This is a genomic window from Robiginitalea sp. SC105 (assembly GCF_014243345.1).
Lineage (GTDB): Bacteria > Bacteroidota > Bacteroidia > Flavobacteriales > Flavobacteriaceae > Robiginitalea.
Genome location: NZ_JACLZF010000001.1, coordinates 1,842,865 through 1,868,433, shown reverse-complemented (window position 1 = coordinate 1,868,433; position 25,569 = coordinate 1,842,865). Strand labels below are relative to the sequence as shown.

At 59.1% G+C, this 25,569-nt stretch carries 19 protein-coding genes; 14 read left to right on the top strand and 5 right to left on the bottom strand.

The annotated features are described in order from the left end of the window. Window positions 1-41: 41 nt before the first annotated feature. On the bottom strand, window positions 42-1,064 hold the full coding sequence (locus H7F20_RS08270) for a GntR family transcriptional regulator (protein ID WP_185785620.1): 1,023 nt from the start codon (window positions 1,062-1,064) through the stop codon (window positions 42-44). 93 nt (window positions 1,065-1,157) lie between these two features. Between H7F20_RS08270 and H7F20_RS08265 the strand changes: the two genes are divergently transcribed. The 5 genes from H7F20_RS08265 (at window position 1,158) to H7F20_RS08245 (ending at window position 8,645) form a co-directional block, all read left to right on the top strand. After that, window positions 1,158-3,257, top strand: a complete 2,100-nt coding sequence (locus tag H7F20_RS08265) for a bifunctional aldolase/short-chain dehydrogenase (RefSeq protein WP_185785619.1) — start codon at window positions 1,158-1,160, stop codon at window positions 3,255-3,257. Between the two features lie 92 nt (window positions 3,258-3,349). Continuing rightward, a complete protein-coding gene (locus H7F20_RS08260) occupies window positions 3,350-4,630 on the top strand; it encodes a TIM barrel protein (RefSeq protein ID WP_185785618.1) in 1,281 nt (426 codons plus the stop codon). A gap of 10 nt (window positions 4,631-4,640) precedes the next feature. Further along, window positions 4,641-6,014: an FGGY-family carbohydrate kinase gene (locus H7F20_RS08255; RefSeq protein ID WP_185785617.1), complete on the top strand. Its 1,374-nt coding sequence runs from the start codon at window positions 4,641-4,643 to the stop codon at window positions 6,012-6,014. A gap of 1 nt (window position 6,015) precedes the next feature. After that, window positions 6,016-7,182, top strand: a complete 1,167-nt coding sequence (locus tag H7F20_RS08250; RefSeq protein ID WP_185785616.1) for an alpha-hydroxy acid oxidase — start codon at window positions 6,016-6,018, stop codon at window positions 7,180-7,182. Between the two features lie 44 nt (window positions 7,183-7,226). Next, window positions 7,227-8,645 carry a cytosine permease gene (locus H7F20_RS08245; RefSeq protein ID WP_185785615.1) on the top strand — a complete coding sequence of 473 codons (1,419 nt, stop codon included), beginning with the start codon at window positions 7,227-7,229 and terminating at the stop codon, window positions 8,643-8,645. Window positions 8,646-8,649: 4 nt separating this feature from the next. On the opposite strand, the gene H7F20_RS08240 is transcribed toward H7F20_RS08245, so the two are convergent. Continuing rightward, window positions 8,650-12,264 (bottom strand): alpha-L-rhamnosidase, encoded by a 3,615-nt coding sequence (locus tag H7F20_RS08240; protein ID WP_185785614.1) that lies wholly within the window; start codon window positions 12,262-12,264, stop codon window positions 8,650-8,652. Between the two features lie 158 nt (window positions 12,265-12,422). On the opposite strand from H7F20_RS08240, the gene H7F20_RS08235 reads away from it, so the two are divergent. Next, window positions 12,423-14,159, top strand: coding sequence for a sulfatase (locus H7F20_RS08235; RefSeq protein WP_221898707.1), 1,737 nt, complete (start codon window positions 12,423-12,425; stop codon window positions 14,157-14,159). Between the two features lie 18 nt (window positions 14,160-14,177). Here the strand turns inward: H7F20_RS08235 and H7F20_RS08230 are convergent, their stop codons facing one another. Continuing rightward, window positions 14,178-14,876 carry an NRDE family protein gene (locus H7F20_RS08230; RefSeq protein WP_185785612.1) on the bottom strand — a complete coding sequence of 233 codons (699 nt, stop codon included), beginning with the start codon at window positions 14,874-14,876 and terminating at the stop codon, window positions 14,178-14,180. 203 nt (window positions 14,877-15,079) lie between these two features. Here H7F20_RS08230 and H7F20_RS08225 point away from each other — a divergent pair, with 203 nt between their 5' ends. Beyond that, the gene (locus tag H7F20_RS08225) at window positions 15,080-16,570 is read left to right on the top strand and encodes a sulfatase (protein WP_255444015.1); all 1,491 of its coding nucleotides are present in this window, start codon (window positions 15,080-15,082) and stop codon (window positions 16,568-16,570) included. Between the two features lie 36 nt (window positions 16,571-16,606). Here the strand turns inward: H7F20_RS08225 and H7F20_RS08220 are convergent, their stop codons facing one another. Together H7F20_RS08220 and H7F20_RS08215 are read right to left on the bottom strand one after the other, a co-directional pair. Beyond that, window positions 16,607-18,265, bottom strand: coding sequence for a carboxylesterase family protein (locus H7F20_RS08220; protein ID WP_221898754.1), 1,659 nt, complete (start codon window positions 18,263-18,265; stop codon window positions 16,607-16,609). Between the two features lie 230 nt (window positions 18,266-18,495). Continuing rightward, a complete protein-coding gene (locus H7F20_RS08215; protein ID WP_185785865.1) occupies window positions 18,496-19,467 on the bottom strand; it encodes a phytanoyl-CoA dioxygenase family protein in 972 nt (323 codons plus the stop codon). A gap of 324 nt (window positions 19,468-19,791) precedes the next feature. On the opposite strand from H7F20_RS08215, the gene H7F20_RS08210 reads away from it, so the two are divergent. The 7 genes from H7F20_RS08210 (at window position 19,792) to H7F20_RS08180 (ending at window position 25,529) form a co-directional block, all read left to right on the top strand. Next, window positions 19,792-20,658 (top strand): AraC family transcriptional regulator, encoded by an 867-nt coding sequence (locus H7F20_RS08210; protein ID WP_185785610.1) that lies wholly within the window; start codon window positions 19,792-19,794, stop codon window positions 20,656-20,658. A 176-nt stretch (window positions 20,659-20,834) separates the two neighbouring features. Next, complete coding sequence (locus H7F20_RS08205; protein WP_185785609.1) at window positions 20,835-21,593, top strand: SDR family NAD(P)-dependent oxidoreductase; 759 nt, start codon at window positions 20,835-20,837, stop codon at window positions 21,591-21,593. Continuing rightward, a complete protein-coding gene (locus H7F20_RS08200) occupies window positions 21,580-22,368 on the top strand; it encodes an SDR family NAD(P)-dependent oxidoreductase (RefSeq protein ID WP_221898706.1) in 789 nt (262 codons plus the stop codon). The genes H7F20_RS08205 and H7F20_RS08200 overlap by 14 nt, the downstream gene beginning before the upstream one ends. Window positions 22,369-22,373: 5 nt before the next feature. Then, window positions 22,374-23,288 carry an SMP-30/gluconolactonase/LRE family protein gene (locus H7F20_RS08195; protein WP_185785608.1) on the top strand — a complete coding sequence of 305 codons (915 nt, stop codon included), beginning with the start codon at window positions 22,374-22,376 and terminating at the stop codon, window positions 23,286-23,288. Then, window positions 23,285-24,133: a fumarylacetoacetate hydrolase family protein gene (locus H7F20_RS08190; protein WP_185785607.1), complete on the top strand. Its 849-nt coding sequence runs from the start codon at window positions 23,285-23,287 to the stop codon at window positions 24,131-24,133. Before H7F20_RS08195 ends, H7F20_RS08190 begins: the two co-directional genes overlap by 4 nt. Window positions 24,134-24,323: 190 nt before the next feature. Continuing rightward, window positions 24,324-25,091 (top strand): OmpA family protein, encoded by a 768-nt coding sequence (locus H7F20_RS08185; protein ID WP_185785606.1) that lies wholly within the window; start codon window positions 24,324-24,326, stop codon window positions 25,089-25,091. 30 nt (window positions 25,092-25,121) lie between these two features. After that, entirely contained in the window at window positions 25,122-25,529 is a 408-nt protein-coding gene (locus H7F20_RS08180; RefSeq protein WP_185785605.1) for a hypothetical protein, read from the top strand. The last annotated feature ends 40 nt before the right edge of the window (window positions 25,530-25,569 follow it).

Below are 25,569 nucleotides of genomic sequence, written 5' to 3'. Positions count from 1 at the left end.
TCCGAAATTTCCAATGCATGTTTGATGGAATTGGCGACTCGTCAAAGCGAACTTCTGGCAATGACATAAAACGGGTTTTCTATCTGCTCGCCTTTCCGACCCAGTACCAGTTCGGCTGCCGTCGCTCCCAGGTTCTCAAAATCTGTGGAAATGACTGTGATGCCGTCCAGCAATACCTCCTTCAGGGGGGTGTCATTATAGGATATGATCCCCACGTCCTGCCCGATGACCAGGTCGGATCGTTTGATTTGCTTGATCAGCGCCACCAAATCGTCTTCCTTTAGGTTGATATAGGCGGTCCCGGCTTCGGGCAGTTCCTCCCCTATGGCCCCGACCGTCGTGAACTCATAGGCGTATTCCCCGCAGAATCGGATAAAACCCTTTTTGATTTCCACCGGGTGGTACGTCTTCTCGCGCATCAGCAAACACAACCGGCGGTATTTTTCCAGTTGGGGGTTCAGCTCGACCAGAGCGCGGTAGATGTCCTTTTCAAAATCCTGAAATACGGCGGAAGCACCCGGGCACTCGTCGGGAAGGCGTTTATCCAGGACGATCAGTTTTTCCGCTGGTATTTCCGACTTCATAAAATTGCATAAGTCTTCCCCCCCTTCCTCAAAATGGCAAATGATCACAAAGTGGCTGTAATCCCTGTTTTTTGCGGCCAGAATCAATTCCTTGAAATGGCGGTAATTGTTTTCGTAGATAAAGAAATCGATGGTTGCCCTGTCCCCGAGTTTGCGGGAAAAAGCATCGTAGATAATCTTTTTGTGGGCGCTGAGTTTGTTGAAGAGCAAAAATACCCGTGCTTTTAACTCGAGCTGGTCATTTCGGATATAATACCCCTTTCCAGGCACGGATTCGATGACACCGGTTTTTTTCAGGTGGTCATAAGCGCGAACCACCGTATCCCGTGAAATGTCAAAAGCGATCAGCAACTGGTTTACCGATGGCAGCCTGTCGCCGGCACGGACCCTTTTGTTGCCAATGGCAGAAAGGATGGAATCGGTCACCTGTTTGTATTTCGGAACCTTGGATTCCTCCTTGATTTCGATAAACTCGAGCATTATTTCTTAACTTAATCCAAACTGAACAGTACAGAACGGCCAATACCGCAAATGGGGATATTTTTACAAGGTAATGAAAGTAAGATTTAGCAGATGAAAACAAAAACCTTCAAGCACGTCGACTACCTCTGGGACGAAGAGGAGGCCGCCGCACTTGGCGACGACCAGGTGGCCCTTTTCCTGTATCGTTCCAACATCCTGGGTGCGGACCTGCGGATAACCAACTACGGGGGCGGCAATACCAGTTGCAAGACCATCGAAAAGGACCCCCTTACCGGGGAGGACACCGAAGTGATGTGGATCAAGGGTTCCGGGGGCGATATCGGCACCCTCACCCGCGCGGGCATCGCCGGGCTCTACACGGACCGCCTGCGCAGCCTGAAAAATGTGTATGAGGGCCTGCACGACGAAGACCGGATGGTGGGCCTCTTCAACCACTGCATCTATGACCTGGACAGCCGGGCACCCTCCATCGACACCCCCCTGCACGGCCTGCTGCCCTTCAAACATATCGACCACCTGCACCCCGATGCGCTGATTGCAGTTGCGGCCGCTGCGGACAGCCAGGAAGTCACGCGGGAAATCTGGGGGGATACCATGGGCTGGGTGCCCTGGCAGCGACCCGGGTTTGACCTGGGCCTGCAACTGGAAAAGTGCCTGGAGGAAAACCCGGGGATCCGCGGAATCGTGCTGGGCAGCCATGGCCTCTTCACCTGGGGGGATACCTCCTACGAATGCTATATGAACAGCCTGGAAGTCATCGAAATGGCTTCGGAGTTTATCACCAAAAATATCAAGGCGCAGGAACAGGTATTCGGCGGCCGGAAGGTCGCTTCCCTCCCAGCCGGGAAACGCAGGGAACAGGCGGCCCTGCTCATGCCCCTGCTGCGGGGCCTGTGTTCCTCCCACCGCCGGATGATCGGGCATTTCAACGATTCGCACCCCGTGCTGGAGTTTGCCGGCAGCCACGACCTGAAAAGGCTGGCGCCCATGGGTACGTCCTGCCCGGACCACTTTCTGCGGACCAAGATCCAGCCACTCGTGCTGGACCTCGCCCCGGGGGAAGACCTGACGGACCCGGAGGCCACACTCTCCAAACTGCAACCGGCCTTTGAACAATACCGACGGGAATACGCGGAGTATTACGATACCTGCAAGCGGGAGAACAGCCCGGCCATGCGGGACCCAAACCCGGTGATCATCCTCTATCCCGGGGTGGGTATGTTCAGCTTTTCCAAGGACAAACAGACCACGCGCGTGGCCAGTGAATTCTATATCAATGCCATCAATGTCATGCGGGGGGCCGAGGCGATCTCTTCCTATACTTCCCTGCCCCGGCAGGAGGCCTTTGATATCGAATACTGGCTGCTGGAAGAAGCCAAGCTCCAGCGGATGCCCAAACCTAAGGTGCTTTCAGGGAAGGTTGCTTTTGTCACCGGTGCCGGAGGCGGCATCGGCAAGGCCATTGCCGACAAACTGGTCGAAGAAGGGGCCAATGTGGTACTCTCGGACATTGCGGAGGACCGCCTGAAGGAAGCGCTTGCCACCTATAAGCGCGATCAGGCCGCCGCTGCGGTTTGCGACGTGACGGACAAGGCCTCCATACGCGAGGCGATCCACAGCGCCTGCCTGGAGTTCGGGGGCGTGGACATCCTGGTGCACAGTGCCGGGCTGGCCATTTCCAAACCCCTTGCCGAGACCACTGAAAAAGACTGGGACCTCCTGCAGGATGTCCTGGTCAAAGGACAATTCGAGCTGGCACAGGAGACCACCACCATCCTGCGGAAACAGGGCCTGGGAGGGGATATCATCAGCATCGCCAGCAAAAACGGGCTGGTGGCAGGCCCCAACAATGTGGGGTACGGGACGGCCAAAGCTGCCCAGCAGCACATGGTCCGCCTGCTCGCCGCAGAGCTCGGGCCGGAGAAGATCCGCGTGAACACAGTGAACCCGGACGGCGTTATTGTCGGCAGCAAGATCTGGGAAGGCAAGTGGGCCGAGGGACGCGCCAGGGCTTACGGGATTTCTGTGGAAGAACTGCCGGCCTTTTATGCCAAGCGCAACCTGATGAACGAAATTATCTACCCGGAAGACATCGCAGCCGGGGTCTTTGCCCTGGTAGGCGTGCTGGAGAAGTCCACCGGCAACATGATCAATGTGGACGGGGGCATGGCCAATGCCTTTACGCGGTAGAAACGGTTTTTGTTTAGTTAATTCAAGTGAAAGGCTCGGGTCCCGGTTGCGGGACCCAGGGGTCATTCCAAATGATTGCTCAACCCAATGACATGAAAATATCCAGGGACCTAGTCGCAACGATCAATAAAACAGGGGCGGCCGACCAGGAAGCCTCCTTCGGCTTCCTGTCCGGACAACTCGACAAATCCGGCCGGGATGCCGGGGAGGTGGTCCGGAAACTTTCGGAATTCCAGGTGGCCATCCCCAGTTGGGCGCTGGGGGCAGGCGGCACGCGTTTCGGGCGCTTTTCCATGCCCGGCGAGCCCAGGAGCCTGGAAGAAAAAATAGACGATGTGGGGCTGCTGCACGCCCTAACCGGTTCGGCCGGGGCCATTTCCCTCCACATCCCCTGGGACGTCCCTGAGGATTACCGGGCCATCCGGGAGCGGGCCTCCGAAGCTGGCCTGGTGTTCGACGCCATGAACTCCAACACCTTCCAGGACCCGAAAGGGGCCCCGGAAAGTTACAAATACGGTTCGCTGAGCAACAGCGCCCATGCGAGCCGGGAGCAGGCGATTGCCCATAACATCGAGGTAATCCGCATCGGGGAAAAGCTCGGTTCCAAAAGCCTGACGGTCTGGCTGGCCGACGGGGCCAATTTCCCGGGGCAAGCCAATTTCCAGCAGGCGCTTGACCGCGCGGCGGACAGCCTGTCACAGATCTATGCGGCCCTTCCCGGGGACTGGAAGCTCTTCATCGAATACAAACCCTATGAGCCGAATTTCTACAGTACAGTGATACAGGACTGGGGCACCTCTTTCATGCTGGCCAACCATTGCGGGCCAAAGGCCTACACCCTGGTGGACCTGGGCCACCACCTGCCCAACACGAATATCGAGCAGATCGTAGCGACCCTCATGTACAAGGGGAAACTGGGCGGCTTCCATTTCAACGACAGCAAATACGGGGACGACGACCTGACCGTGGGCAGCATCAAGCCCTATGCCCTCTTCCTGATCTTCAACGAACTGGTTTACGGCATGCGAAACAACCCGGGCAACCCCTACCCGGCCTGGATGATCGATGCGAGCCATAACACCAAGGACCCCCTCGAAGACCTGATCCAATCCCTGGAAGCCATCCGGGAAGCCTACGCCAAGGCGCTGCTCGTAGATCAGGAAGCCCTCGGGAACGCGCAGCAGGAACACGACGTGGTCCGTTGCCAGGAAATCCTGCAGGATGCCTACCGGACCGATGTCCGGCCCCTGCTCCGGCAGGCACGGCTCCAATCCGGAGCAGCCCTTGACCCCCTGGCTGCATACCGCCAGCTGGATGTGCGCCGCCACCTGACCGATCAGCGGGGAAGCGAAACCGTAGCAACAGGACTTTGAACCCCACCCGATGAAAAAACCGCTGACTGCCGTTTTCGATATCGGAAAAACGAACAAGAAGTTCTTCCTCTTCGATGAGGATTTCCGGGAGGTCTACCGGGAATACCACAAACTCCCCCTGACCCGGGACGAAGACGGCTACCCCACCGAGGACCTGCAGGCCCTTGTGGCCTGGATGCAGCAAACCCTCGGGAACATCCTGAATTCCGGAAAATACGCAGTCGGCACCCTGAATTTTTCGAGCTACGGGGCGAGCCTGGCCCATCTGGACCAGGAGGGAAAGGTGCTCACCCCCCTCTACAATTATACCAAACCCATGCCGCGGGACGTGGAAGAATCCTTTTATGCCCGCTATGGACCGGAAACCGGGTTCTGTACGGCGACGGGCACTTCCCGGGCCGGGATGCTGAATTCCGGCCTGCAACTCTACTGGCTTAAGGAAAAACAACCGGAGACCTTCGGGAAAATCCGCTGCAGCCTGCACCTGCCCCAGTACCTCAGCTATGTATTTACCGGAATTCCTGTTTCGGAATTCACCAGCATTGGTTGCCACACGGCGCTCTGGGACTATTCCCGCCAGGCCTACCACCGATGGGTGGAGGAAGAAGGGATTAACCACCTGCTCCCGCCTTTGGTCCCGGCAGATACGATGGCACGGGTGCAATGGGGCGGACACGACCTGTTGGTCGGGCCGGGCATCCACGACAGTTCGGCTGCCCTGTTGCCCTACCTGGAAAGCATCGGCAAGCCTTTTGTCCTCCTCTCCACTGGTACCTGGAGCATTGCCCTGAACCCGTTTACCGGGGGCCGGCTGACGGTGGCGGACCGGGAACGGGATTGCATCAACTACATGCGTACCGACGGACAACCGGTCCTGGCTTCCCGCCTGTTCCTGGGCAACGAATTCCGGTTGCAACTGGACGAACTGGCCAGCCGGTACGACTGTCCCAGGGACTATTACCACCAGGTGGCCTTCGACCCAAAATGCTTCCGGTCCATCCGCAAGGCGGGCACGGCAGCCTTCCGTTGGAAAAGCCTGGAAAGTGACAATTGCCCCGAAAATACCCGTTGGGTCCACGATACCTACAAAGCAGCCTACCACCAGTTGGTTTACGAGCTCTGCCTGTTGCAAAGCAGCCATATCCAACACGTAATCGGGGACGCCGGCATAAAAAGGCTCTATATTGACGGCGGATTCAGCCGCAACGAAGTGTTCATCGAAATGCTTTCCCAGCTATTGACGCCCATCCGGATCCGCACCACGGATGCTTCCCTGGGCTCGGCCCTGGGTGCTGCTCTGGCAGTTTCCGGCAGGCACATCCCCAAGGGTTTCCTCCAGGAGCACTACGCATTAAAAAAACACAAACCATTAACCCTGTCCTGATATGGATTTCAACACCCGCTATCCCTCCATTGACGCCCTGCGCGAAAAGGCGCGACGCCGGATGCCGGCATTCGCCTTTGAGTACCTGGATGGGGGGTGCAACGAGGATATCAACCTGCACCGCAACACCCGGGAGCTTCGGGAGGTGCAGCTGGAACCCCGGTATATCCGCGAATTTGGCGGTGTGGATACCAGCTGCGAACTCTTTGGCCACCGGTACGACATGCCGCTGGGGGTGGCCCCGGTGGGTCTGCAGGGGCTCATGTGGCCCAATGCCCCGGAAATCCTGGCCAAAGCTGCCTTGAAACATAACCTCCCCTTTATCCTGAGTACAGTCACCACCACGGATATTGAACGGGCAGCCGAACTCACCGAGGGCCGGGCCTGGTTCCAGCTCTACAACCCGATTGAGCCGGAGATCCGGAAGGATATCCTCCGCCGTGCCGATGCCGCAGGCTGCCCCGTGCTGGTACTCCTGTGCGATGTGCCGACTTTTGGCTACCGGCCGCGCGACATCAAAAACGGGCTGGCCCTCCCGCCGAAAATGTCCCTGGCCAATGTCCTGCAGGTCCTGGGCAAGCCCCGATGGGCCATGCAGACGCTTCGCTACGGACAGCCGACATTTGAAACGTTGAAACCCTATATGCCCGGGGGCATGAACCTCCGCCAGCTCGGGGCGTTCATGAACCGCACGTTTTCGGGCCTGCTGGACGCGGAAAAAATCAAACCCATCCGGGATCAGTGGAAGGGCAAACTGGTCTTAAAAGGCGTGGCTTCTGAATGGGATACCGAGCAGGCGGTGAAACTCGGTTTTGACGGGATCATCGTCTCCAACCACGGCGGGCGGCAGCTCGACGCCGGCGAGGCGACCATCCACCCGCTGACCCGGCTGGCCGCCAGGTACCGGGACCGGATCACCGTGATGGTGGATAGTGGCCTGAGGGGTGGCCCGGACGTGGCGCGCGCCATGGCCTGCGGGGCCAATTTCACCTTTATGGGCCGTTCCTTTATGTACGGGGTGGGCGCCCTGGGGGCCCGTGGGGGCGACCATACCATGGCCATGCTGAAAACCCAGTTCCGCCAGGTGATGGACCAACTCTGCTGCGAGCGGGTGGAAGACCTTCCCAAACACCTGGTCACCCACCGGACTGCCCGGAATTCATCTTAATAAAGCGCGGGGAACCCCGCAAAACCAACCAAACAACTGAATCCATGACACAATTCGACATAGAGGAACAGATCGAGGAACTGGCCGGGGGCGAATTTGAACGGCAGCCCGTACCGGAATCCCGCCTGAAAGGCTGGAAGAGCTTTTTGGGCATGTATGCCGGGGAACACGCGGCAGGAACGGAATTCGTGATCGGCCCGCTCTTTCTGACCACGGGCGTGAGCGCCTTTGACCTGATCATCGGTTTGCTGGTGGGCAACCTGCTGGCCGTGCTGAGCTGGCGTTACCTGACGGCGGAAATCGCGGTCAAACACCGGCTGACGCTTTACTACCACCTGGAGAAGATCTGCGGGAAAAAGCTCGTCATCGGGTATAACCTGGCCAACGGCATCCTCTTCTGTTTCCTGGCCGGGGCGATGATTACCGTCTCCGCCACCGCCGTGGGCGTGCCCTTTGATATGGAGATGCCCAAACTGACCGATACCATGCCCAGCGGCCTAACCTGGGTCCTCATCGTACTGGCCATCGGGGCGGCCATCTCCCTGATCGCCGCCAAGGGGTATGAAACCGTCTCCAGGGCAGCCAACTGGATGTCTCCGGTGATCGTGCTGGCATTTGTCGCCTGCGGGGTGGTGGCCCTGCGCCAGCTGGGGATCGGCTCTTTCGGGGAATTCTGGGATATCTGGGGGGAAGGCTCTGAGCCCTTCCCGGGCCAGATCAAATACACCTTCTGGCATGTGGTGCTCTGGTCCTGGTTTGCCAATGCGGCCATGCACATCGGCATGTCCGATCTGTCCGTTTTCCGTTTTGCCAAAAAGGCCAGCAGCGGCTGGACCACGGCAGCCGGCATGTATGTGGGGCACTACATGGCCTGGATCGCAGCTGCCCTGCTCTACGCCGTCTACCTGCGGACCCCCGAAGCCCAGGAAATGCTGGGGATGGGGTCGGCCCCCACGGTGGCACCCGGGCCCCTGGCCTATAACGCCATTGGATTTTTCGGCATCATCGCCGTGGTACTCGCCGGCTGGACCACCGCCAACCCGACCATCTACCGGGCCGGCCTGGCCTTCCAGGCCCTTTTGCCCAAGGCATCCACCTTCCGGGTAACCCTGTTGGCCGGGGGCATCGCCACACTTGCAGGGCTGTTTCCGGCCTTTGCCATGAAACTGCTGGATTTCGTGGCACTCTACGGGTTTATCCTGGCCCCGGTTGGGGCGGTTATTGCCTTTGAACACTTTTTCGGGAAACGGGCCGGCCTGGTCCCCAACTACGCGGAATTCCACAACCTGGGGATCAACCGGGCGGTCCTGCTGGCATGGCTCCTCAGCGCCGGCGGTTTCTACCTGCTCTCGGTCACCCAGGGGATCTTCCTGTCCTTCCTGACGCTGCCTGCCTGGATTGTAAGCGGCCTGCTCTTCCTGTGGCTGAGCCGCCTGGCCCACGTAAAGCCCAAGGCTGCGTAGCCGGCTATTCCGCGACCCGGAAGCGGTAATTCCCGGAGGCCAGTTCCATCCGCACCTGGCCGGCGGTTTCGGCGATCCCTGAAATGCCCTTGCTGCGCTTCAGTTTTCGGCCGCCTTCGGTGATTTGTTTCGCGCTCACTGCATCCAGAATAAGGGTGGCCCGGCTGTTCGGGGGTACGGTAAAGGCATAGTCCACCCCGTCACCGGTCAGCTGCCAGCTGCTTTCGATCCGGCCATAGGGGCTGTCGTAATGGCCCCGGGCAAATCGGAGTTCCCCGTCCGGGTCCGGGGTCGGGGCCAGGATAAAGTGCTGGAATCCCGGGTGGGCCGGGTCGCGCTGTATCCCCAGGGAATGGTTGTACATCCAGGATGCCACGGCACCAAAGGAATAGTGATTAAAGGAGTTCATGCTGTTATTGCCGCCAAAGCCGTCTTCCACTGTATAGGAATTCAACCGCTCCCAGATGGTGGTCGCCCCGTTGACCACGGGATACAGCCAGGAGGGGTAATCCCGCTGCCGCAGCAAGCGGTAGGCATCCGCATCATATCCGTGGCGGGAAAGCGCGTGGTTGATGGACGCCGTGCCGATAAAACCCGTCATCAGCGAATACGCGGGGCGCTGCACACCTGTATCGTCCGGGTTCCCGCGCCGGACGGTTTCGGACAAATGCACTGCAGCCGGGCCTTCGTGCTCCCTGTTGAATATCCCGAAATTGAGCGGAATCGCATAGGAGGCCTGGGTATCCACCAGGTCGCCTGGCTCGGGCGATTCGTAACCGGGAGGTGGCGGGCCGAACATCCGGCCGGCAAACCCGGAATGGATGGTCCGGTGGGTTTCCGGGTCTACATAGGTCTTGTTAAAATACGCCTTGCGCTCCTCGTACCGCTGCTGGTAGCGGGAAGCGTCCTCCCCCTTGTCCAGGAGGCTTGCAATTTCCGCCATGATCTTCAGGTCGTAGGCGTGGTAGGCGGCCCAAAGGAGGGAATTGTCGTTTTTGCTGCCTTCCGGGCTCAACCAGTCGCCCAGGGGCCCCTCTTCGAGCCTGCCGGTTTCCGGGTCGATGCGGCTGTCCAGGAAATCTAGGTACTGGGCCATGGCGTCGTAGTGATCCTCCAGGATGCGCGTATCCCCGTATTGCAGGTACACCTCCCAGGGGAGGATCATCCCGGCACTCCCCCAGAGGGTCCCGCCGAAGCCGCCCCCGACCGGGGCCACATCCGTGAACCGTCCGTCTTCCCGCTGTATGTCCCGCATCGCCAGGAGGTGGCGGGACAGGAACGGGGCCACCCCGGCCAGGTAGGTGGCGGCCTGGGAAAAGACGTTGATGTCCCCGCTCCAGCCCATCCGTTCGTTCCGTGCCGGGGTATCGGTGGGGATGGACAGGAAATTTGCCCGCAGCGACCAGGTAATGTTCTCCCAGAACCGGTTGACCAGGGGGTCGGAGGTTTCATAGTGGGAGTCCAGGTGGCGGATGGAACTGACCACCAACCCCTTTACATCTTCTTTTGCAGGTGCCTGCCCCACCCCGGATAGTTCCATAAAGCGGTACCCGTGGAAGGTGAAGCGGGGCCGGATCACCTCATCCCCGCCTTTGAGGATATACAGGTCCTGGGTCAGGGCTGCGCGGATGTTCTCCATCATGACCATGCCTTCATTCCCCGCATATTCGGGGAGCTCCGGGTAGCGTACTTCCGCATACCGGAGCAGCACGGTGTCCCCGGCCTGCCCGTCCCGTATCCGGATTTCCGGGAACCCCACCATGTTCTGCCCCATATCGTAGACAAAGACCCCGGGGCGCACTTCCTCCATACTATCCGCCTCCAGGGTTTTTACAATCGCCGGGGGCAGGCCTATCTGGCCGATCAGCTGCAGGTTGGCATAGTCCAGCCCCGGAAAGGTGGTCCCTTCCAGGGGAACTTCCACTGCGGGTCGCCAGGCAGAGGCGTCATAGCCCGGTGCGGACCAACCCGAAACCCCGGCTTCCAAACGGGCATCGTACACCTCCCCCTGGAAATAACTGCCGTACCGCAGCGGCCCTTCCGTAAATAATTTCCAGGACTCCGGTTCGGTAGCCACGGTGGTTTGTGTGCCGTCTTGGTAGGTGACTTCCAAAAGCGCCCGCAGGGAGGGCCTGTCCCCGAAGAAATTCCAGTTTTCCCCGCTGTAGGTGATGTTGCCGCTCCACCAGCCCTCGCTGAGCCAGCCGCCAAGCACGTTTTCGGACCCTGCCTGCAGCTGGTCCGCCACGTCGTAAACCTGGTACTGGTGATGCCGGTTGTACTGGGTCAGGCCCGGGGTAAAGTAATAGTCGCCCACCCGGTTGCCGTTCAGGTGGAGTTCGTAGATCCCCCGCGCCGTGGCATAGACCCGGGCCCGGGCTATGGGTTTGTCTTCGAGGATAAATGCCCGGCGGAGCATGGGCGCCGCGCTGTGGCTGGGGTCCGCGGTTAACAGCAGCCCCTCCTCGCCCCCATCGGCCATTAAGCCTGCTGGGGCAGCCCGGAAGGCCGGGGATAAGTGATCGGAAAACAGGCCGGAATAGCCCGTGCCCGGCTCCTCCCGGAAGAGGATGTTGGCCGGTTCCCGGTAGTTCCGGACGGTTATGCCCGTAAAGGTCGCCTGCTGCCCGGGATGCAGGTGTAAACCGATATCCGCCAGCATGGGGAAACTGATGTAGTTGTTGCCGGGCCCCACCGGGTTCAGGTTGAAGCCCTGGGGGCCGAACGGGCCCCCGCCCCCTTCGGCTTTTGAGATTTCATGGGCCTCGTCCTCACCGTCCAGGTACACCTGGAATATGCCGAAGTTCGATTTCAGGAACACCCGGTGGGGGGCGTATTGATTGGCGGGGTTGAGGAGATCCCTGGGGATATCCAGGGTCTTGAAGGGGGTTTCCGGGGAATCCCCCCGGGCATACCCCACCCGATAAACATGGAGCTTTGCCAGGCCGTCTGCCGTTTCCAACCCGCTGATATCCAGCTCAAAACTGATATAATGCCCGTCCCTCCCAGAGGCCACCCCCTGCAGGTTCCTGTCCGCATCCATCAGGCGGGGATCGTTGGCACCGATCAGGAACGCGGCCCGGGTGCTGCGGGAGGCTTCGTCCAGCTGCAGGCCGAAGTCCAGCTGGAAAACCGACAGGTAATGGGAATAGAGTTGCAGGTCCTCCGGGCCACCCCCGATCCAGGCCGCACCCTTCCAGCCTTCCGAATCCGGGTCGGTATCCAGCAGGCCGGTTTCGAACCAGCTGCCCCCCTGGTGCTCCCGGTTGTCCTGGTCCCAGACGGTAATGCTCCAGGAATACCGGGTCTTGGGCAACAGGCGCTCCCCTTCGTAGGCGATGTTCAGTGCACGGGCCCCTTCCCGGCGGCCGGAATCCCAGGCCGGGGTATCGCCCGGTCCGCTTACACGTATCCGGTAGGCTGCCTGTTGGATGCCCCGGGCATCCCCGTCTGTGAGCAGTTGCCAGGAAAATCGGGGCTGCGCCTCATCCAGGCCCAGGGGGCGGTCCAGATATTCGGTCCGCAGGCTGTCGACCCGGACCTGACTGCTGAGGGAAGCACTGAATAGAAACGAAAGGAAAAGGAGTCCGAGCCGGGACGATCTGCAAGTAATTGACATGTAATGCGTTTTTTGGTTTTTAGGGTATACCAATAATAATCCAATCCGCCGGGCCAACTGTTCCGGACTGTTTTGTACCTCCCGGGCGCTGTAATTGTAAAATACGCTAAATTTAAAATTCCAGAACTCCTACCCCGATGATAATCCGCAGCCTCCTGATGAAAATCCGCAGCCTATTGAGGCATTCCGCCCTGTTGTTGCCGGCCATCGCGTTGCTGGGGTGTTCCCGAACTGCATCCGACAGCACCATACCTGGAAGCGAGGCCGGGGAAGTACCTGGCATTGCCGTTCCCGACTATGCCTCCCTGCAGCTTCCCGAGAAACCCAACATCCTCTGGCTGGTAGCCGAAGACCTGAGCCCTTACATTGCCGCCTATGGGGATTCCACTGTACCCACGCCCAACCTGGACCGGCTGGCCGCAGAAGGGGTGCGGTATACCCGCCTGTTCTCCCCTTCGGGGGTCTGCGCCCCCAGCCGTGCAGCCATTGCCCTGGGGATGTACCCCACGCGTGCCGGGGCCATGCATATGCGCACCGGCCCCTGGTGGGACTTCTACCACGAGCTCCAGGACACGGTATGGCAGGGCGGACGCCGCATATACGAAGCACTCCCCCCGGCGGGCACGCACATGCACAGCACGCTGTTGCGGGAAGCCGGGTATTATGCCACCAACCATTCCAAACAGGATTACCAGTTCCGCGCCGAGATGACCGCCTGGGATGCCAGCGGGGATACGGCCCATTGGCGGAACCGCACTAATCCCGCGCAACCGTTTTTTGCCATCTTCAATTTCGGGGTGACTCACGAATCCCAGATCTGGGGCCGGGCCAACGATTCCCTGCAGGTACCGGCCGACCTTCCCGTTAAAGTCCCCCCATACCTGCCCGACACCCCCACCGTGCGGCAGGACCTGCGCCGGCTCTATTCCAACATCGTCCTCATGGACCGGCAGGTCGGGGAGATCCTTTCCCAGCTGGAGGCAGACGGGCTGCTGGACGAGACCATCATCTTCTGGTATACCGACCACGGGGGCGTTCTGCCCCGGAGCAAGCGCACCCTCTACGATACAGGCCTGCAGGTGCCCCTGCTGGTCCGGTTCCCCGGAGCGCAGCTGGCCGGGCAGGACGACGGGCAGCTCCTGAGCTTTGTGGATTTCAAGCCCACCCTTTTATCCCTGGCCGGGATGCAGCCACCGGATGGTCTGGACGGCAAACCCTGGCTGGGGCGATACCGGGAACCGGTTCCGCGAGAATACATCCATGCGGCTGCAGACGATTTTGACGGCTGCTGCCACGGCCGCCTCCGCGCCGTGCGGGATTACCGCTATAAATACATCCGGAATTACCTCCCGGAACAGCCCTGGTACCAACCCGTGCCCTACCGGGAACAAATGGCGTCCATGCGGGAGTTGCTGGAGTTGCAGCAGGCGGGTTCCCTGGACAGCATCCAGCTTCAGTGGTTCGGCACCGGGCAGAACCCCGAGGCGCTCTTCGACACCCGGGCAGACCCCCTGGAACTCCGCAACCTGGTTTCCGACCCAGCCCATGCTGCCAAACTTGGGGAGTTGCGACGGGAACTCGACCGGTGGATCGAAGATACCGGCGACCTGGGGATGCAACCGGAAAGGGAGTACCTGGAAAGTATCTGGCCCGGCGGGAAACAGCCGGTGACGTCCCTGCCGACGATCGGGGAGTCCGACGAAGGGCTGGCCCTGGATTGTGCTACGGAAGGTGCCGCCATCGGCTATCAGTGGGTGGTCCCCGGTGGCGAACCAAAGTGGGCCTGGCAACCCTACACGGGCCCTGTCTCCCCGGAACCCGGGATGGAACTGATGGCCCGGGCCCATCGGATCGGATACGTACCCAGCAAAACCGTGCGATATCTCCCGAGATAACCCCCTTGGCAACCCTCCTTAACCGATGGAAACGGGCATGGTAATACGGGCTGTTTCGGCCGTATCCAGCTGGTAATAGGTCAGGTCCATCCGCTCCCCTTCGAGGAGCATCTGGGTGATGCTGACGGTCCGCACCTCGGGACGGTCCAGGACAAACGGGGTAGCCCCCTCCCACCCGTGGATCTTCAACAGGGCTTCCCGGCTGATGCCCTGGGCTTCCAGTGCCTCCCTGAAATAAGCTTCTTTGTGGGCGTGTTGTTCCCGGGTGTAGAGGGTGGCCGAGGACCACAGGCGTTCGGACCGGGGGTCGGGCTCGAATTGATGGGAATGCCTGCCGTCCCATACCCAGCGTTGGAGCCTGCCGGGTTCGATGAGTAAAAGCGTAAAAGGCTCCAGGCCTTCCGGGTCGGCATCCCGCAGGTACTGGTCAAAATCGGGAGCTTCAAAGGCCTGGAGGACCACCTGCCCCCGGCTCATCCGGTAGGGCGGGTTCCGCCTGTGATTCTCAAGGGCCCCGTTCATGATACAGGCCGTCCGGCCCGTTGTATCCGCGGCGATCCAGGTCCCCCCTTCCCGACCGTCGACAGGCCCCATGATCTGTACCCCGTTTTTCAGGGTACGGGCCCGGGGCAGGAGGGTTTCCCTTTTCGGGTCTTCGTCCCGGTTGGTGGTGAGGATATAGCCGGAGGTAAGGGGTACATAACTGACTGTGCACATAATCGTTCTTCGTTGCGTTGCAGGTTTAGCGCGGTATTCCGGGGGCATGGGTCCGCGGAATGTGCGCCAAACCAGGAATAAGGTATGGGTGCCCGGAAGGCATTTGTCCCAAGTTACACACAAATCCTTATTTTTAACAGGACAATCCCATCCCAATCAGGCAAAACAGGCAATCCATGCAAATCACACTAACCAATCAATCGATGCAATCAAAATTATCGCTCCGGCTGTGGGCCCTCCTCCTCATCGTCCTGACCACTGGCCTGCGGGCCGGCGGCCCGGGACCGGGGGAGCCCCAGAAAAAACAGCGCAACGTCATCTTTATCCTGACCGACGACCACCGATTTGACTATATGGGTTTCACCGGAAAAGTCCCCTGGCTGGAAACCCCGAATATGGACCGCCTGGCCGCCGAAGGGGCCTACCTGCCAAACACCTTCGTGACTACCTCCCTTTGCTCCCCCAGCCGGGCTTCCATCCTGACGGGCCTCTACTCCCATACCCATACCATTGTCGACAACCAGGCACCCAACCCCGGGAACCTCACGTATTTCCCGCAATACCTGCAGGAAGCGGGATACCAAACGGCCTTCCTGGGCAAGTGGCACATGGGCAGCCATACGGATGAGCCCCGTCCCGGCTTTGATCACTGGGAGAGTTTCTTCGGGCAGGGCGTCTACTATAACCCCACGCTGAACATCAACGGGGAGCGGATCGAATACAAAGATTCCACGTACATCACGGACCTGCTCACGGAACACGCCGTGGACTGGCTGGACAGGCGGGACAGGGACAAGCCCTTTTTCATGTACCTGTCCCACAAAGCCGTTCATGCGGAATTCCAGCCGGCCAGACGCCACAAAGGGCGGTACGCGGGGATGAAAATAGACCTGCCGCCCACCTACGACCAGACCAAAACCGGGGCCTGGCGCGACCTGAAATGGCCGGAATGGGTCGCCAAACAGCGGGTCAGCTGGCACGGGGTGGACTATATGTACCACAGCAATACGGACATGCAGGAACTCGTACAGGCATATTGCGAGACGCTGCTGGGCGTGGACGACAGCGTGGGCGCCGTCCTGGAGTACCTCGAAAAAGAGGGGCTGGACAAGGAAACCCTGATCATTTACATGGGCGACAACGGCTTCAGCTGGGGGGAGCACGGCCTGATCGACAAGCGGCATTTCTACGAGGAATCCGTAAAGGTCCCGCTGCTGGTGCGGTGCCCGGAACTTTTTGAAGGGGGCAGGACCCCCACAGCCATGGTGCAGAACATCGATGTGGCGCCCACCATCCTGGCCGAAGCCGGGGTCGCCCAGCCCGCTGAGATGCCGGGCGTCTCCTTTGTGCCCATCCTGACCGGGGCGGAACCCGGGGGCAGCCGCGCGCATATCTTTTACGAATACTACTGGGAAAACGACTTCCCGATGACCCCGACGGTTTTCGGGATGCGGACCGACAAATACAAGTACATCCGCTACCACGGTATCTGGGACCGCAATGAACTCTACGACCTGGAGAACGACCCCCACGAGATGTACAACCTCATCGGGGCCCCTGAAAAGCAGGACGTCATCAAGCAGATGCTCGATTCCCTCTATACCTGGCTGGAGACCACCGGCGGGATGCAGATCCCGCTAAAGAGCACCGACCGACCGCGCTGGGGCGACTTCAAGCACCGGGGGGAATACTGATATAACCCGGGTAAACAACCGACAAGTCCGCAAGGCCTAGGAGGGCAAAGCCTCCCGAGCCTCCCGGTCCGGGTCGTTCCGAAGTTCACACTGGTCGTCCAGGATCATCGTCTCCCCTTTCTCGGGTGAGTAGGCCGCCCACTCGGGCAGGCCCCCGCCATTGGGGTTGCCGGTGCGCATAAAATTCAGCAGGGCCCCGGACATCTTCTCCGAGAGCGCCCTGGGCCGGCTGCCGCCCCCCGTATGGGTAAGCATCAGGTCTGTATTGTTGAACCAGAAGCAGATATCCAGGCAATGGAAGGCCCGCATGCGGTTGTTGAACAGGGGCGGTTCCCAGCCGAACCAGGCCACATAGACCGGCGCCGGTTGCCCTGACTTGGCGTTGGCCGTCTCCACCACGCTTTTCCGGTTGCTGGCAACCAGGCACATGATCTCAATGGGTTTGGCCGCGGGGAAGACCCTGGCATAGGCGTCGTACACCTCCGGGGCCTTGTCACCCAGCCCGCCCCGGAATCCCGTCCGGTCGGACATCATTTTCTTGGCGCCTGCCTCATCGATCTGTTCCAGCTCCGGGTTGGTGCGGGACATTCCCCACTCGTGGAAGGTACTGCAGATGAGCATGGGCACATCGGACGATACCCCGCCGGCTTCCGAATAAAAAGTCCCTTTGGGGATATTCACCCCGTCCGCCACCGGCCGGAAACCACCGCGGAAGCCGCCGCCCTCAGGATTTTCCTTTTCCATAGCGTCCTGGGCGCGGCCCGCGAGCTCGAGGTAGTCCTTCCAGGGCATTTCCTGCAGCTTCCCGATTTCCGAAGGCTGCAACCCGGCCTCCTTCAGGATATAGGCGCCCAGCTTCCTGCTGTACTCCTGGTCCAGGGCCGAGGTGGACGACCCGCTTAGCGGGACCACCTTGTGGACAAGCCCCCGGGCTGCCGGCATGGCAGCCAGCGTACATACCTTGGAGCCGCCCCCGGACTGGCCCATGATTGTGACATTCCCGGGGTCCCCGCCAAAGTTGGCGATATTCTGTTTTACCCACTCCAGGGCAGCCACCATATCCAGGGCCCCGACATTCCCGGAATCCTTGAACGCGTCGCCCCCGACCCCGGAAAGGTCGGAAAAGCCGATCGGGCCCAGACGGTGGTTGATGGAAACGAATACGACGTCCCCCTTGCGGCTTAGGTTCTCCCCCATGTAGCCATCCTGCTCAATGGCGTTACCGTTGCGGTATCCGCCTCCGTGGTACCAAACCATAACCGGGCGTTTCCCCCCGTCTGCGATAGCCGGCGTCCAGACGTTCAACCGCAGGCAGTCCTCACTGACATCGTCGTAATTCCAATGGTCTGCAAAGGAATACCAGGGGTTGCCATAGCGGTTTTCCATGTCCTGGGGGGCCGAATTGCCCCACCAGACCGCAGGCCGTACATCGGACCAGGGTTCCGGTTTCTGCGGGGGCATGAAGCGGTTCTTGCCGCTGGTATCAGCCCCATACGGGATTCCCCGGAACTGGAAGATGTCCCGGAGGATAAACCCCTGCACTTTGCCGTAAACCGTATCGGCTATGGCCGTGTCGTCCCCGATGAACAATACCTGGTCTTCAGCATCGTGGGGGGAGGCGGCTCCCGGGCCGGGTTTGGAGGCCCCGAGGGAAATACCGGAGGCCAGGCCGATCCCGGCGGCTCCCGCCCCCATGGTATGGATAAAATTTCTTCTGTTTGTCTTCATATTGGGTTGGGTTTAACCGGCGGGAGCAGTGACCTCCCGAGCCGGGATTAATTGGATTTATTTCATGTTAGAAGATACAAAATAGCCGGCAATTCCGGATTGCGGAAAATCCCCCGGTAATCCAGGACCTCCGGCAGACAAAAAAGGGCTCCCTCAACGGGAGCCCCAGGCTTATAAAATGCAGGCTTTTCTGCATTTTACCAGTCCTTCAACCCGAGCAGCTTCTCGCCAAGGGGGGACAATTTGGCCCGGTCATACCGGGTTTGCTCCCAGTTCCTGGGATCCCCGGGAAACGCATAGCCTTCGGGCGCAATCCGGTCCTTCCAGGAACGGATCCGCCATTGCCGAAGGTCCGCGTTGGATTCTTCGGCCGGCATCATCGAGATATACTGGGCGATACGAACTTTGTCGCCCGAGTGGTTGGGCCGGATGCCATGGGGTTGGGAGCTGTTGAATATGAGCAGGTCCCCGGCTTCAAGGGGTACCTTGACGATTTTGTCTTCCAGGCCGGTGATATCCGGCTTGAAGTGGTCGCGGTCCGCGGGCTGGGACTGTTTCCAGGTATCGTAATTCCGGAACAGCCAGGGGATACACTGGAATCCCCCCATTTCCGGGTCTGTTTGGTCGGCTAGTGCCAGTACGCCCTGTACCTGCTGCGGTTTGGTCTCCGGGTCGTAATCCCAGTGGATAAAACCCTTGTATTCATGCCCGGGCCGGATCGGGAAATTCAGGTTGGCCCGGTCAATGGTCACCCAGAGTTTTTCGGTGCCCCAGATATCCACAAAGGCATCGTACACCCGTTGGTTCTGGCGGTTGTTCCAAAGCTGCTGGTGGTTGTAGACCTCCACCATCCCGGTGCCGGTGAGTTCCTTCATCTGGATGGCCGCCCGTGGGGGCGCATACCAGGTGCCGGGGTCATTGGGGTCCTTCTCGTCGAATTCCCACAGGAAGTCTGCTGTTTGCCGGGCCTGCTCCCTGGGAACGGCCCCCTTTACGACGATATAGCCGTTCTCTCTCCAAAAGGACCAGTCCTTTGGCGTAAGTACGCGGAGCGAATCGGCCGTGGCGTGTTCGCGCAACCTTACACGGCTGGTTTTTGCGGTGGAAGGGTTGCCCGGGATGTCTTTGTGCTGGTTGTCTGGAATCACGGTTTGGGTGTTTGGGTCCATCTTCATCTAATTTAAGGTTTTTCCTGCGGTTCTCCGTCCGTAGAAACCGCTCAGGTTGAATAATATTAACAGGCAAAAGCCTGTACGGAATCATTTTTGTGTGATCCAATGCGAACCATCTCGCATTTTACACCTTGTTTCAACGATTAATTATACAAATTTGCGATTTGGGACGTTGATAAGGATGAAGGCCTTTGATCAATAGTTGTACTAAATTGATTTTTCAGGTAGTTTTACTAGCGCACCCAAAACTGTTAAGACCTGAAACTGATAACAGCTTAAAGAGGCAACACCCTGAACAGGGTATACTTTAAACCCAAGCAGATGCAGATCCGGCTGGAAACCATTACGAGTTCGGCGGCCCGTTCCTTCTCCCTGATGTTCAACCCCAGGTTGAGCGACCTGTTTTTCTGGCATTTCCACCCGGAATACGAGCTGGTCTATATCGAAAATGCCTGGGGGAACCGCCACGTGGGGGAACATTTCTCCCGGTACAACGAGAGCGACCTGGTACTGATCGGGTCCAACATCCCCCATCTGAATTTTGACTATGGGGTGACCACCGAATACCGGAAGGTGGTGCTTCACCTGAAAAAGGAATGGGTGGAATCCCACTTTCTGGGGACCCCGGAACTGGACCGGATCAACCGGTTATTCAGGCTTTCCAGCCAGGGTGTGGCCTTCCGGGGGGCGTTGAAGCGACAGGTGGGGGCATCCCTGTTTGAACTGGAAGGCCTGACCCCCTATGAACAGTATTTCCGCCTGGTAGCCCTGTTGCAGGCGCTGGCGGAATCGGGCGAAACGGAATTACTGCACGAGAAACCCTACCAAAACCCCGCCAGCACATCAGACCAGGAGCGGATCCGGAAAATCTTCGCGTACATCGATGCCAATTACCAGGACCCGATTTCCCTGGAGGCGATCTCCGATACCTGCAGCCTGAGCCGGGAAGCCTTTTGCCGATATTTCAAAAAAATGACGAGCTATACCTTTACGGAATTCCTCAACCGCTACCGGGTGAGCCAGGCCAAGCGGGAACTGCTGGCCGGCAGCTCCGTCAGCGATGCCTGCTTTGCTTCGGGGTTCCAGAGCCTCTCCTACTTCAACCGGGTCTTCAACCGGATTACCGGGAGCAACCCGAGCGCATTTCGGGAGGCGCACCGGAAAGGGTTTCCCGCTACCCGCTCCTGAAGGGCACCCACTCATTTTTCCGCCATACCGGCGGGACATCAACCCCATTACCGGGAAAACAGCCTGTCCCAATTTGGGATGGTAAACGTCCCCTGTTGGAATTCCATGGACCCGCCGGGGAACCCCACGAATTTTCATATCTTGGCAGGAAGGGCAAACCCCTTAACCAATAATTCATGAGATTCAGTGACAAAACGGCCATCGTTACGGGCGCGGGAAAAGGCATCGGCCTGGAAATCTGCCGGGAACTCCTGGGCGAGGGTGCCCGGGTGGTCCTCAACGATGCCGATGCCGGTCTGGCAGAGGAAGCCGCCTCCGGACTCGGGCCAGCCTGTATACCGGTTCCCGGGGATGCCAGCGACCCGGGGGTGATCGGAGCGATGGTGGCCGCAGCCACCTCCCAGGGGGGGCGCCTGGACATCGCCATCGCCAATGCAGGGATCACGCTCTTCGGGGGCTTCCTCGATTATTCCAGGGCCGATTTCGAACGGGTGATGGAAGTCAACCTGGCCGGCACCTTTTTCCTCGCGCAGGCGGCCGCCCGTCAGATGAAGGCACAGGGCGATGGGGGTGCCCTGCTGTTCATGTCCTCGGTAACCGGCCACCAGGCCCACAAAAACCTGGGGGCCTACGGAATGACCAAAGCCGCCATCGAATTGCTGGCGCGGAACCTGGTGCTGGAGGTCTCGGATCTCGGGATCCGGGTCAATGCCATTGCCCCCGGGGCCACCAAAACGGAACGCACCCTGGAAGACCCCAATTACGATGCCCTCTGGTCCCGCCTCACCCCGATGGGCAGGCCTGCCGAAACAACCGACATTGCCCGGACGGCCCTTTTCCTGGTATCGGACGATGCCCGCCACATTACCGGGCAAACCCTCATAGTAGATGGCGGCTGGACCGCCGTAAGCCCATCCCCCTATGAAAACGAATGACCTGTTCCGCCTCGAGGGGAAATTCGCCCTGGTGACCGGGGGAGCCAAAGGGATCGGGGCTGCCATCTCCGAAATGTTCGCGGCCCGGGGCGCACGCGTATGCATCCTGGATACGGATGCGGAAGCCGGGGAGGCCAGGGTGCAAAGCATCCGTAATTCCGGGGGAATTGCCGCTTTCCATTTGTGTGACCAGGCAGATGCGTCCTCAGTCCGCCGGGTGGTCGAAAGCCTGGTTCGGGATGGGGAAACCCCGGACATCCTGGTAAACAACGCGGCCGTGTCCCATATCGGGACGGTGGAAACCACCAGCGAGGCGGATATGGACCGCCTGCTCAATGTAAATATCAAAGGGGTGTACAACGTCCTGCACGCCGTGTTGCCGCTGATGAAGGAACGGGGCGGGGTGGTCCTGAACATGGCGTCCATTGCAGGCACGGTAGGCCTCCGGGAGCGCTTTGCCTACAGCACCACCAAGGGGGCGATCCTGACCATGACCCTATCCGTGGCAAAGGATTACCTCGATTACGGCATCCGGTGCAACTCCATTTCCCCTGCCCGGGTGCACACGCCCTTTGTGGACGGGTACCTGAAACAGCATTATCCCGGCAGGGAATCCGAAATGTTTGAGAAGCTCTCAAAAACCCAGCCTGTAGGCCGGATGGCAAAGCCGGGGGAAATAGCCGCCCTGGCACTGTACCTGTGTTCGGACGAGGCCTCCTTCATAACAGGTTGCGATTACCCGATAGACGGGGGCTTTAGAACCTTAAATACCTGACGCAGATGCCATCGATACCCCCTGTTGCTTTTGAAGTCCCCCTTGCCCACCACTGCGAACTCGGGGAGGGCCCCGTTTGGGATTCCCGTGCCCAGTGCCTGCTGTGGGTGGATATCCTGAAGGGGCAGCTCCACCAGTACCATCCCGAATCGGGTGAACACCAGAGCCTGGAGACCGGTTCCCTGCTCGGTGCCATTGCCCTTTGTGAAAGCGGGCAACTCCTGGCTGCCCTGGACACGCGTATGGCGTTCATTGAGCGTTCCACTGGGAAACAGCAGCCGGTACTCCAATTGGAAGGCAGGGGCCCCGAACTCCGGTTCAACGATGGAAAGTGCGACCCTGCGGGCCGGTTCTGGGCGGGGACCATGCCCCTTTCCGAAAACCAGCCCATCGGGAACCTGTACTGTGTAGGTAAGGATTTAACCGCATCGGTGCGGGTGCCGGGGGTTACCATCTCCAATGGCCTGGCCTGGGACGGTGACGGGACCACCCTCTATTACATCGATACGCCCACCCGGGCCGTGCAGGCCTTTGATTTCAACCGGGAAGACGGAACCCTGTCCAACCGACGGATCGCCTTTGGCATCCCGGAATCCGAAGGGTTCCCCGACGGCATGACCATCGACTCGGAAGACAAGCTCTGGATCGCCCACTGGGGCGGCTCGCAGGTAGCCCGTTGGGACCCGGACTCCGGTAAAAAGCTGCTGGGGCTCAGCCTGCCTGCTGCCCACATCACCAGTTGCACCTTCGGCGGGCCCGGCCTGGGCGACCTGTATGTGACCTCGGCCCGGAAAGGGCTGGATTCCGAAGCGCTGGCCAACCAGCCCCTGGCCGGGTCCCTGTTCGTCTTCCGCAACTGCGGGTTCCGCGGGCGGGAAACCGACCGCTTTGCCTATGCACCAAAAACCGACGCCTCATGAAACTCATTCGATTTGGCCCGCCCGGGGCCGAAAAGCCGGGCATCTACAGGGATGGAAAACGGTGGGACCTGTCCGCGCATTTTCCGGAATGGGACCGCCCCTTCTTCAACTCCGGGGGCCTGGCCCGCCTGGCCGAGCTGCTCGGCGGGGATTCCGGCCTGCCCGAAGTCCCGGAAGCATCCCGCTGGGCTGCCCCGGTGGCCCGTCCGGGAAAGGTGATCTGCATCGGGCTGAACTACTCGGACCATGCGGCCGAAAGCGGGATGGAACTCCCGAAGGAACCCATTGTATTCCAGAAAGGGGCCAATACGGTGGTCGGCCCCTACGATGCACTGCTGATCCCTCGGGGGAGCAAAAAAACCGACTGGGAGGTTGAGCTGGGCATTATCATCGGCAGGGATGCGCGCTACCTGGGGTCGGAAGCGGAGGCGGCCGACCATATCGCCGGGTATTGCATCTCCCATGACGTATCGGAGCGGGAATTCCAGATTGAACGGGGTGGGCAATGGACCAAGGGGAAGTCATGCGACACCTTCAACCCCCTGGGGCCCTGGGTGGCTACGCCGGACGAAATCCCCGATGTACATCGACTGAAAATGGCCCTGGAGGTAAACGGCATATCCCGGCAGCAGGGGAATACGGCAACCATGGTATTCAACTGCCACTACCTGGTGTATTACCTGTCCCAGTTCATGACGCTGGAGGCGGGTGACCTGATTTCGACGGGGACGCCACCGGGGGTGGGCCTGGGCATGAAGCCCCCGGTGTACCTGAAAGCCGGCGATGTGGTGGAGCTGACCATCGAGGGCCTGGGCTGCCAGCGGCAGGTCTGCGAGGACGCCTGAATTTCCGATGAAGCCTATTTCCCAATAATAATTTATCTTAGGAGAAATGGTGCGCAGACCCAACAAGCAAAAAATGAAACAGGCCTCCGGTTACATTTAAGGGAAAAATCAGGGATCCCTGGGTTATTTTATACTAGACTATATTAACGAATATCATAAACCATTAAAAACCAACCACAAAACCCGAGATATGAAAAAAGTATTGTCAATAATTATTCTGCTGCTCTTCCTATTGCTGCTTTGGCTGGCATGGGGGTGGTATCGAGATACGGTGGTTTGCTGCCCCGAAGAACCGGAAGTGGTTCAATACGGACCTTTGGTCTTTGATTGCGAAACCGGCGCAGTCGTAACCAACGAATTATGGCCGGATAAAAAAGCGGAGATTATTTCAGCGCGTACGGATGAGAAAAACCTGTTGCTTTCAGGTCCCTATTTCGAAGGAGAAAGCGAAGAGGCAGGGATTGCCCGGGCAGAAAAAGTGAAAGCATTGTTTACGGAAATGCCTGCAGCACAAATCCATACGGCAGCTCACCCTTCGACAGATTGCGAAGGGACAAAAATGAATATGCTTCACGAGCTGAAATACAAATGGGTAATCAACAATGAAGATGTCATCGAGCGCCTGGACAAAACCGTGGTTTTCTACAAATACGACTCGGACGAGGAAATCACCAATCCAAGGATCCTGGCTTATTTTGACGAACTGTCGGGCTTTCTCAAGTCCTCAGGAGACCGGATCATGATCACGGGGCATACCGACAGTGATGGCACGAATGAATACAACATAAACCTCGCAATGAAGCGGGCAGAGGAATACAAAAATCACCTGATAAGCCTTGGGGTGAGTGCTGACAAGATAGACATTCAGTCAAAAGGGGAATCCATGCCCATGAGGCCCAACGATACGGAGGAAAACAAAAGGATGAACCGCCGTGTGGAAGTACATATTATCGAATAACCAATCACAACACTATAAAATACCTCAATTATGAAACTATTACAGATAAATACAATTGCATGCGACGGGTCGGACGTTTTTTGGCCCTGGCTCCTATGGTTGCTCGGAGCCTTTATCCTGGGCTTCCTTTTGGGCTGGCTGCTGAAACAACTTCTCGGAGGAGCTCCGGCAGGTCCGGGCGGGAAGCAGGATCTCACCAAAATCGAAGGTATCGGCCCCAAAATCGAGGAACTCCTCAACCAGAAGGGGATTAAAAATTACAATCAGTTATCTAACACCACCGTGGCTACGCTCGAAAAGATCATTCACGATGGTGGAAACCGTTTTGCCGCACACCGCGGCATGACCCTGACCTGGCCGGCCCAGGCAAAATTAGCCGAACTGGATGAGTGGGATGAACTGGCCAAATGGCAACAAATCCTGAAGGCGGGGGTATAAAAACCTGAAAACCACTATTTTTCAGCAGCATCGTATTTAT

What these genes read in the sequence shown, in the direction of transcription:
- H7F20_RS08270 (WP_185785620.1), bottom strand. Translation starts at nt 1,064, where the DNA reads ATGCTCGAGTTTATCGAAATCAAGGAGGAATCCAAGGTTCCGAAATAC.
- H7F20_RS08265 (WP_185785619.1), top strand. Translation starts at nt 1,158, where the DNA reads ATGAAAACAAAAACCTTCAAGCACGTCGACTACCTCTGGGACGAAGAG.
- H7F20_RS08260 (WP_185785618.1), top strand. Translation starts at nt 3,350, where the DNA reads ATGAAAATATCCAGGGACCTAGTCGCAACGATCAATAAAACAGGGGCG.
- H7F20_RS08255 (WP_185785617.1), top strand. Translation starts at nt 4,641, where the DNA reads ATGAAAAAACCGCTGACTGCCGTTTTCGATATCGGAAAAACGAACAAG.
- H7F20_RS08250 (WP_185785616.1), top strand. Translation starts at nt 6,016, where the DNA reads ATGGATTTCAACACCCGCTATCCCTCCATTGACGCCCTGCGCGAAAAG.
- H7F20_RS08245 (WP_185785615.1), top strand. Translation starts at nt 7,227, where the DNA reads ATGACACAATTCGACATAGAGGAACAGATCGAGGAACTGGCCGGGGGC.
- H7F20_RS08240 (WP_185785614.1), bottom strand. Translation starts at nt 12,264, where the DNA reads ATGTCAATTACTTGCAGATCGTCCCGGCTCGGACTCCTTTTCCTTTCG.
- H7F20_RS08235 (WP_221898707.1), top strand. Translation starts at nt 12,423, where the DNA reads ATGAAAATCCGCAGCCTATTGAGGCATTCCGCCCTGTTGTTGCCGGCC.
- H7F20_RS08230 (WP_185785612.1), bottom strand. Translation starts at nt 14,876, where the DNA reads ATGTGCACAGTCAGTTATGTACCCCTTACCTCCGGCTATATCCTCACC.
- H7F20_RS08225 (WP_255444015.1), top strand. Translation starts at nt 15,080, where the DNA reads ATGCAATCAAAATTATCGCTCCGGCTGTGGGCCCTCCTCCTCATCGTC.
- H7F20_RS08220 (WP_221898754.1), bottom strand. Translation starts at nt 18,265, where the DNA reads ATGGGGGCGGGAGCCGCCGGGATCGGCCTGGCCTCCGGTATTTCCCTC.
- H7F20_RS08215 (WP_185785865.1), bottom strand. Translation starts at nt 19,467, where the DNA reads ATGGACCCAAACACCCAAACCGTGATTCCAGACAACCAGCACAAAGAC.
- H7F20_RS08210 (WP_185785610.1), top strand. Translation starts at nt 19,792, where the DNA reads ATGCAGATCCGGCTGGAAACCATTACGAGTTCGGCGGCCCGTTCCTTC.
- H7F20_RS08205 (WP_185785609.1), top strand. Translation starts at nt 20,835, where the DNA reads ATGAGATTCAGTGACAAAACGGCCATCGTTACGGGCGCGGGAAAAGGC.
- H7F20_RS08200 (WP_221898706.1), top strand. Translation starts at nt 21,580, where the DNA reads ATGAAAACGAATGACCTGTTCCGCCTCGAGGGGAAATTCGCCCTGGTG.
- H7F20_RS08195 (WP_185785608.1), top strand. Translation starts at nt 22,374, where the DNA reads ATGCCATCGATACCCCCTGTTGCTTTTGAAGTCCCCCTTGCCCACCAC.
- H7F20_RS08190 (WP_185785607.1), top strand. Translation starts at nt 23,285, where the DNA reads ATGAAACTCATTCGATTTGGCCCGCCCGGGGCCGAAAAGCCGGGCATC.
- H7F20_RS08185 (WP_185785606.1), top strand. Translation starts at nt 24,324, where the DNA reads ATGAAAAAAGTATTGTCAATAATTATTCTGCTGCTCTTCCTATTGCTG.
- H7F20_RS08180 (WP_185785605.1), top strand. Translation starts at nt 25,122, where the DNA reads ATGAAACTATTACAGATAAATACAATTGCATGCGACGGGTCGGACGTT.